Origin of the sequence: Kocuria dechangensis, assembly GCF_014636775.1 — a bacterium.
In the GTDB taxonomy this organism is placed as follows: Bacteria; Actinomycetota; Actinomycetes; order Actinomycetales; family Micrococcaceae; genus Kocuria; species Kocuria dechangensis.
In genome coordinates this window covers 19398-27982 of sequence record NZ_BMEQ01000033.1, presented here as the reverse complement: position 1 = coordinate 27982, position 8585 = coordinate 19398, and the positions used below count along the sequence as shown (strand labels likewise).

The following is an 8585-nucleotide window of genomic DNA, read 5'->3' as shown; positions in this document are numbered from 1 at the left end:
ACGATGGAGAACCGCACCAGGGACGCCCCTTCGGCCTGCTCGCGTTCGGCCTTCCGGGCCTTCTCCAACGCGATGATCTGGGAGCTGGTCGGGCGGCGGTTCTTCTGGTTCGCCGCGAACTGGGCGTTGGTCAGCGCCTGCTGCACCTGGGTCGCCGAGCTGTCCGGGGACTGGGGGCGGTAGAACACCGTGACCCGCTTCTGCAGCATCTCCGCGGTGGGGGCCAGCAGGGCCACCAGGGCGTTCTCCCGGAACGTGCCGGCGGGGGGACGCCACATCTGCCAGGACTTCGACACCACCCCGCCGTGCTCGTACCGGCCCGGGGAGCCGATCACCCTCGCGGCGGCGGGGCCGACCTCTTCCCACCGCAGCCCGGTGCCGGCCTCCGACAGCCGGGCGCGTTCGACCGCGGCGGCGGCCAGCGGGTTGTAGGCCACATAGGTCTGGTCGATCAGCTCGGTGGTCTTCATCAGCGACACCGATCCGGCCCCGGCCTGTTCGAGCTGTTCCAGGAACCCGCTCAGCAGCGAGGACACGTCCGTGGCCAGCTCCCCGGGAGTGCGCTCGGGCACCCCCTCGGCCGCGTTGGCCCGGGCGCTGAAGGTCAGCGCGATCCACTGCTGAAGCTTCGGCACGTCCTGGTTGAGATCAGCCACCACCGCATCCATCGTGGCGCGGGCGAAGGCCGGCACCTGGCGGTCCCCGGCCTGGGCCCGGCCCACCGCCACCGCGTCCGGCAGCCGCTCCCCGGGGTCGGTGGTGGACTGGGTGGTCACCGAGACCTGCACCAGCTCCGTGTTCGACCCCGCGTCGCGCTGGAAGGCGGCCCAGGTGCCCACCATCCGGTCCACCCGCCCCTGATCCAGCAGCCCCAGCCCGGAGGAGTTGGCGACGACGAACACGGTGCCGGTCTTCAGCTGCCGGTGCCACAGCATCACCCCCTCGTGGCCGAACAGGTCGGTGAAGGCCACCGGTACGGTGCCGGCCAGCACACCGGGGGCGCGGAAGGACCCGTCGGGCAGCTGCGAAGCCGGCCCGGCCTTGTACGTGGTCCGGTGGCGCTTCTGCGCCCGGGTGAACATCCGCTTCGCCAGCCACCGCTCCGGGGCGGAGCGGCCGTGGCGGTCCTTGGATCCCAGCACCGTGGCGGCCACGAACGCGGCCACCGCGATCCCAGTGGCCACCCCGATCCGGGAGGCCATGATGAACAGGAACACCCCCACCGCCCCCACCCCCAGCACCACGGTGGAGGCCATCGAGAAGCCCAACAGCCCGGCCGTCCTGTCCTCGGCGATGTTGCCGTACTGGCGCACCATCACCTGCGCGTCGTTGCTCACAGATCCTCACCGCTCTCAATAGATTGCTCACTGTCCCGAACGACTTCGCGCAACCCGTACTCCAGCCGCTGCCCGTCAATGAACGATTTTTTCGCCCCCGACGCCGAGGAGCCCGCACCGGCCGGGTGCCCAGTGGGCCCTGCACCAGTCGTCGGAGCCACCGGCTCCGCACCGGCCGGCCCGGTTACCTCGCCCGCCCCACCGGCAGGTACGGAGGACGAGCTGGAGCTTGTGCTCTGGACCGGCTCAGCGCCGGTCGGCCCGCCCCTGCCCCCGCCGCTGGGCCCCTGCACGTTCTCGGCCCCCGAGGGTCCGCCCGTGGTGGTGCCTGCGGCACTCGTCGGGGCGGCACCGGTGGTGGTGGCCTGCACGGTCTCCGCACCGGAGGCCCCACCGGAGGTGGACCCCGGCGCACTGACTGGTGCCGCCCCGGTCGAGGTGGGCTGCACAGTCTCCGCCCCCGAGGCACCACCGGTGGGGGTCCCCGGCACGGAAGTGGGATCGGCCCCGGTCGAGATGGCCTCCACGGTCTGCGCACCCCCCGGACCACCGGCCGTGGGTAAGCCCTCACCAGCTCCCCCACCGTGACCGGAGGCCTGGGCCCCCGTCGCGCTCTGCGCGCCGGCGCCACCCGTCGCCCCAGCCCCGGAGAACCCGCCACCGGTGCCGCCCAGAGCACCGGTGGCACCAGAATCAGCACCGGCAGCCCCACCTGCACCAGCTGAACCAGCACCAGCAGCGCCAGCCCCCGCAGCACCAGCCGCTCCGGCACTACCGGCGCTGGTGGTTCCGGCTCCTGCCGCGGCAGCCCCGGCGGCGGCGGTGCCCACGCCGGCGGTCAGGGCGCCGACGGCGACTGCGCCGCCGAGCATGGCCAGCCCGCCGGCGCCCATGCCGCGGGGGCCGGCGCTGACGGCCGGGACCATGACCCGGGCCAGGGCGGGCATGGCCAGGCAGGCCGAGAAGATCACGACGGTGCCGGTGAGCAAGGTGATGATCTTGTTGCCCACCTCATCCCCGGTGCCGTCGATGCCGTTCATCAGCGCCAGGCCGAAGCCGTAGAGCACGGCCGCGGCCGGCTTGAACAGGATCACGGCCACCAGCCAGCCCACCGCCTTGTCGAAGGACTTCTGTCCCTTCGGTGTGGTGGAGGCCGCGGCGAAGATTGGCAGTACCCCGCACAGGGCCCCGGCCACCCCGTAGGAGAAGATCACCAGCGCGGCGTTGAGGACCGCCCCCAGCAGCGCGAACGGGGCCAGCACCAGCAGAATCCCGGCGGTGGTCAACGCCATCCCGGCACCCACCAGGGTGTCCAGGCCCATCGCCTGCCCCAGCCCGTCGTTGGCGGCGTCCCCGGCGATGGTGTCCACCAGCCACGGGGCCACCTCGTCGGTGACCGCCAGGGACAGCGCCACCATGGACACCGCCAGCCCGGAGACGACCACGGTGCGGATCAGGCCCATCACCAGGTTCTCGGCCGACTCCCGATTGTGGTCCCGTCCGATCCGCAGCACGGCGAAAGCGGTCCCGATGATCCCGGCGACCCCGACGAAGGTCGTCGTCGCACTCTGCACCCGTTCGGTGGCGGAACCGGCGCCCATCTCCGGGGCCCCGATGTTCAGCCACCAGGTGCCCACGAAGTCGAGCATCGTGGTGAATACCTCCACCAGCCACCCGGCCATGAACAGGATCAGCTGCTCCACCGTGTCCCCGGCAATGCTGCCGGCGAGATCTCCGAGAAGGTCCATCAGTTCTTCGGCCCCCACTGAACGTAGGGCTGGCCCTGGTACTGGTCAACGGTCATCATCTTCGTGCCCGAGGCCGGGTCCAGCTTCCAGTCCCCGTCCTCCCAGACCAGATCAGCCTGGGCAATGGCCTTCTGCGTCAGACCGTTCTCCGCGGGGAAGGTGTAGACCAGCTGGTAGGAGGCCGCCTCCTCGGTGTAGTGGTTCTGGGAGTAGCCGATCAGGGTGGAGGAGGCCGTTGTGGAGCCGTCGCTGCCCTCCTCCACACCGTCGCGGATGCGCTGGGCTTTCTCCTCCAGCCGTTCCCGGTCGGGGCCGGCGGCGATGGCCACCTCCACATCGGTGGCGGCGTCCTGGCTCAGCGAGGGGTCCAGGGACATGGCGTAGGTGGCCGCGGCCATCAGCGCCCCGGCCTCGGAGTGGGCGAAACCCACCCGCAGCCCGGAGTCCCGTCGCTCACAACCGCCGAACTCGCCGGAGGAGGGCACCACGGTGTAGCCGGCGGCCACCCACTCCTGAACTGGCGGTGCCTCATCGGCCACCGATACCGCATCGGTGTTCAGATCCGCTTGGCAGTCCCAGGCGAAGTCCTCCCCCGCCGCCGGGGCCGCCGTCTCACCTGCCTCGGCGGGGGGAGCCACCGGGACAGATGCGGCAGGGGCGGCCTGCTGGTCGTCGGTGGAGGTCAGATTGCGGATGGTCCACCCGGCCACCGCGACCAGCGTCAGCACCAGGGCGATCAGTGCCGGGCCGACCCAGCGGGGGCGGGCCCGGGCCGCATCGTTGTTGTTCGTGTCCATCGAGGGTCTCCCTGTCGTTGCGGTGCCGGTTGGCGATCGGGTCGGGGTCAGCCGCCGGTGATCATGTTCCAGATCGCCCCGGCGGCCCCGAGCAGGGCGGCGGCGACCAGCGGCCACACCGGGGCCTCGACTTCATCGCCGCGGCGGCGGTTCCGCCCGGCGGTGACGAGGCCGAAGATGAAGTAGACGAACAGCACCAGGCCCGCGCCCCAGAGGATCCAGCCCAGGATCATGGTCACGTTCTCCATCCCCGGGGGCTGGGTGGGCGTCGCGTTGATGGCAGGGACCTGCACGGCGTTCAGAGTAGAGAGGGAGGTGGTCGTCAGGGTGGTGGTGAGCATCGGGGGGTTTCCTTTCTCAGTGCCCGGTCCGGGCGATTTTTTCGATGCGGCGCAGCACGGTTCTCAGCCGTGTGGACGAGGGGGTGGGGGTGGTACCGACCTCGCGCCAGGCCGGTTCGTAGGGCACCGTCATGGCCACCGGGAACATGCGCGCCACACTGCGGGCGAAGCTCAGGGTGGGTCTGGTGATGCGGTTCTTGGGCCGGTCATGAACGATGACCAGCCCGGCCAGCTCGTAGGCCAGCCGGCCGGTGGCCGAGGCCCGGGCGTGTCGGGCGGCCGCGTCCAGGGAGGCCGCGCTGGTGGAGCAGACCAGCAGCGCCCGACACGCCCAGCCCGGTTCCTGCACGCCCGCGTCCGCCACGGTCTCGGAGCACAGCCCGGCCAGGGTGGAGGTGCCCACTCCCCCGGAGGCACCCACCAGCCACAAGGTGGCCTGGGTGGAGACCACCGGGACGGCTGTCCCCTCGTCCGTGGCCGGTTCCTGGGCCAGGGTCTGCTGGAGGTTCTGCGGCCCCCGGATGGATTCCCGGGCGCCGAGGATCGGATCCACATCCATCGAGTCCTCCTCCACGATCACCTCAGGCGCGGCGACGAAGGGGTTGCGAGGGCCTTCCACGACCACAGGCTCTGAGGCACGCAGGCTTCGGCCGGCAGCCGCCTCGACCGGCGTCTGGGCGGCCGGCTGTGCCGTCGCTTCCAGGGGCACCGGCTCCACCACAGGGGCCACGGCGTCTTGCTGGGCGGTGGTGCCGTCTGCTGCCACCAGGAGCGTCCGGGCCCCGGAGGGGTCCTCCAGGTGCAGACGGGTGTCTTCACAGGTCTGCTCCGCCAGGGTGGTGGCCGTGGCCATCACCGCTCGGCGGGCTTGGGCGACCGAGGGGTGGCTCTCCTGACTCAGGTCTCCGTCCAGGTCCAGGCTCGTGGTGCCAGTGGCGTCGATCGTCGCGGTCATCTTCATCGGGAACTCTCCTCAGAAATCGCAGTGCGGGACGGGCTCGCAGTGGGTGAGGGGCCGGCAGTGGGCGTGGGGCCGGAAACGAGAAGGGCGTAGAGGGAGCCCTCGGCCGCACTCTTCGCCCGCGTCAGGGCCATCCCGGTCTCGGTGATGACGTCGGGCACCGCCGCCTGCTCCGCCGTGGTGGTGGCTTCGGTGCGCCCGTGGCGGTTGATCCGGGACTGCTCACCGCCTGCGGTGACCCAGGCGTAGCCGGCCGACAGCGTGCCCTGCCCCTCGAGGCGGTGGACGGTGGTGGCCTCCACATCGACCAGCACCGAGGAGGCCAGCAGCAGCCCGTGGGCCCGGTCGATCTGGACGCTCGAGGCCGTGGGCGGCGGGCCGGTGAGCTCACGCACCGCGACCTGCTTCACGGAGGTCGCATCGGTGGCCTCATCCACGTCGTAGAAGCCGACCACCGTCTGCCTCCCGTCCTTCCACGCGGCCACCACCCGGCCCTCCACGCTGCCGAGGATGCCGGTCAGCTCCGCCCCGGGGGACGGGGCCGGCAGGGTCGCCGGGGTCGGCAAGGCCGCGGAGTCGGTGCCGATCCGCCACACCTTCCCGACCTCGGTGTCAGCGGCGATCAGGTCCTCCCCCTGGGCCTCCAAGGGCTCTGCGGCCGCCGGCACCACCCGGGAGACGGTGCCCCCATCCGTAGAAACCAGCAGAGACTTCTGGGTGGGCAGATCCAGCCGCGGCACGGTGCCGCCGTCGACGACCACGGTCGCCTCCTGGGGCACCTCGACCCTCACCGGCTCAGGAGAGGACTCCTCGAAGAGCACCAGCTCCTTGCCCGTGGCGGCCGCCAGGCGGCTGCGCCCCTCGACGGTGACCATGGCCGTCTGGGTCACGGTGAACGGGGCCGTACGGCTCCACTGCGCCACACCCGTGGCCGGGTCGTGGCCGGTGAGCTGGTGGCCGTCCACGCTGACCGGGCGGCCCTTCCCATCCAGGACCGCCTTCACCTCGGACCCACCCATCGGGGTGGACCAGGCGGCGTAGGTGTCCCACCCGGCCGGGGACGGCACCGGCAACTGCGCCGGCGCCGGGGTATGCACGACCGCGACCGGCTCCCCACCCCCGTCCTGGGCGCCGACGACGGTCGAGGTGCCCACGGCCAGCACCAGCACGCCCACACTGCCCCAGACCACCGCGGTGCGGCCCCGCTGACTCTTCGTGACGGCGGCACGGGAGCCGCCGGCGCGGGTGCTGACCCCCATGCGCAGGCCCCGCCGCTTCGGCGCAGCCCCGGGTGACTCCGGAGGCTGGTGCTCCTCGAGGGTGCCCAGCTGTGCGTCGACGACCATCTCGAACACGGACCCGTCCTCGGTGTGGCCCTGCACCCGGCACACCGCCAACCCCAGCCGCCGGCACGCCTCGGCGGCCGCGTCCGCGGCCACCTCAGGGGCGGCGGCACCGTCGATGACCGGGTAGGTCAGAACCTCCCCGTTGGCATCGGCGAGGATCTGCTCTGCCCCGAAGGTCAGGGTGATCACCGGCCAGGGGTGCACGGCCGCGCTCACGAGCCCGCCTCCCCCGCCGCCATCTCCTGGGATTGGTGGCCCACGACCTCCCAGGCCCCGGAGTGCTTCTCCAGATAGATCGTCACCTGACGGGACCCGGTCCCGGGAGCCGGTTCCCCGTCGCGGCTGGCCCACCGCCAGGACACCTCGTAGGCGCGGACCGCCCTGTCCTCCCCCACGTCGGCGGAGGCGTCGCCGATCGCCGGCACGGCCTGGGCCCGGCTGTAGGCCCGGTGCTCGGCCGGGCCCAGCCACTCCCCGTGGGAGGAGTTGCGGGCCGGCTCCACCTGGGCGTCTGCCCACTCCTCCGACATGAGCGGGGTGGCGCGGATCGCGGCCGCGGTCTCGGTGCGGTCGACGGCCGTGTCCCAGGAGTGGAGCAGGATCGCCGCCGTCCGGGCGGTGGACTCCACATCGGTGCGGTCCACATCCTGCACCTGCGGGAACGTGCCGTCGCCGGGCACCTCAGGAGTGGGCGCACTGGGCGGGCTCGCCTCCGGAGCCGGAGCAGTGCTGGAGGACTGGGAGGTCTCCTGGGCCGCCTGCCAGGAGCAGGCGGCCAGCGGCAGGACGCACACGGCCAGGGCCGTGATCAGACGGGGGCGGTGGCTCATTGCGGCCACGCTCCTTTCTCCCGCAAGATCGGGGCGGGGTCGAGATTGAAGCCCTCATAGGGGAAGACGACCTCGGGGGCACCGGGGGCGTAGACCTCCAGGTGCAGGTGCGTGGCCATCGTGAAGCGGCCCCGGTTGCCCTCCACCCCGATGACGTCACCGCGGGAGAGCGCCTGGCCCTTCTGCACCCGGTGGGAGTCCAGGTGGCAGAAGGCGAAGCCGAAATCCGGGTCATCACCGTTCTCCTTGGCGATCACGCACCCGTCGGTGTCGTTGAAGCCGGTGATGCGCAGATCGGTCGGGGCGACCACCACCCCACCGGGGCGCGAGCCGGCGCCGGGGGTGGCGATGTCCACCCCGACGTGCTGGTTGGCCCAGCCGGGCACACCCGCCAGGGCCCGGCCGCCGTAGCCGGAGGTGACCGTTCCCCCGGGCAGGGGCGTGGTCCACTCCCCCTCGCCAAGGTCCCCGTCCCACGCCGTGCCCCCGGTAGGGGCCTCACAGCCCGGGGAGAACTCGACCTGAGCGCGCTCGAGGACTGTCTCCACATAGCGCTGGGTCTCCGCCAACGGCGGCACCCCCCGGTGCCGGAGCACCGCCCCAGGACCGGCGTTGTAGGCGGCCAGGGTGAGACGCACCAGCTCAGCGGCATCCCCACCGGCCAGCCCCTTCACCTGGCCCCGCAGCGCTGCCATGTAGCGGCCATAGGCCGGGATCGCGTCCTGGGGGTCGGTCACGTCCCCGCCGTCCCCGTAGGCGGCCCAGGTGGCGGGCATGAACTGGGCGATCCCGGCCGCCCCGGCAGGACTGCCCGCGTACCTGTCCCAGTCCGACTCGGCCTCCAGCTGGGCGGCCACCACGCTCACCGGCAACCCGGCCGTCCCGGCCGCCTCCTCCACCAGCGGCCCCCACCCGTGAGGCACGTTGACCACCCCGTCCCCGGACTCCTCCTCCGAGACGACCGTGGAAGGGGTGCACCCACCGGCCGATGCCTGCAGATCGGCCACCAGGGCGAGGCCGGCCACGCCGGCGACGGGCACACCCACCGCCACCACCCCGACCAGCGCCAGGGCGGCGACCACCAGGACGGACGAGCCGTGGGACTCCTCCTCTTCCACGAGTCACCTCCCTTCCCGAAGTGGTGCTCTTATGACTGTCTTAGGCAGTTGAAACAGGTTCGACTCGACAGGTCCTCAACTGCTGCGGGTGGTCCTGGCGTCCGCTG

General features: G+C 72.2%; 8 protein-coding genes. All 8 read right to left on the bottom strand.

Going from position 1 to position 8585, the window contains the following annotated elements:
• On the bottom strand, window positions 1-1337 hold a 1337-nt coding region (locus IEW07_RS18445), incomplete at its 3' end, for an SCO6880 family protein (protein ID WP_188539940.1).
• A complete protein-coding gene (locus IEW07_RS18440) occupies window positions 1334-3085 on the bottom strand; it encodes a hypothetical protein (protein WP_188539938.1) in 1752 nt (583 codons plus the stop codon). The genes IEW07_RS18440 and IEW07_RS18445, both read right to left, overlap by 4 nt.
• The gene (locus IEW07_RS18435; protein ID WP_188539936.1) at window positions 3085-3882 is read right to left on the bottom strand and encodes a DUF8175 domain-containg protein; all 798 of its coding nucleotides are present in this window, start codon (window positions 3880-3882) and stop codon (window positions 3085-3087) included. The genes IEW07_RS18440 and IEW07_RS18435 overlap by 1 nt, the downstream gene beginning before the upstream one ends.
• 47 nt (window positions 3883-3929) lie before the next feature.
• Window positions 3930-4223 (bottom strand): hypothetical protein, encoded by a 294-nt coding sequence (locus IEW07_RS18430; RefSeq protein WP_188539934.1) that lies wholly within the window; start codon window positions 4221-4223, stop codon window positions 3930-3932.
• Between the two features lie 16 nt (window positions 4224-4239).
• Window positions 4240-5184, bottom strand: coding sequence for a DUF6668 family protein (locus tag IEW07_RS18425; RefSeq protein WP_188539932.1), 945 nt, complete (start codon window positions 5182-5184; stop codon window positions 4240-4242).
• A complete protein-coding gene (locus tag IEW07_RS18420) occupies window positions 5181-6746 on the bottom strand; it encodes a hypothetical protein (RefSeq protein ID WP_188539931.1) in 1566 nt (521 codons plus the stop codon). Before IEW07_RS18420 ends, IEW07_RS18425 begins: the two co-directional genes overlap by 4 nt.
• A complete protein-coding gene (locus IEW07_RS18415) occupies window positions 6743-7360 on the bottom strand; it encodes a hypothetical protein (protein ID WP_188539929.1) in 618 nt (205 codons plus the stop codon). Before IEW07_RS18415 ends, IEW07_RS18420 begins: the two co-directional genes overlap by 4 nt.
• Window positions 7357-8478 (bottom strand): transglycosylase SLT domain-containing protein, encoded by a 1122-nt coding sequence (locus IEW07_RS18410; protein WP_188539927.1) that lies wholly within the window; start codon window positions 8476-8478, stop codon window positions 7357-7359. Before IEW07_RS18410 ends, IEW07_RS18415 begins: the two co-directional genes overlap by 4 nt.
• Window positions 8479-8585: the final 107 nt, after the last annotated feature.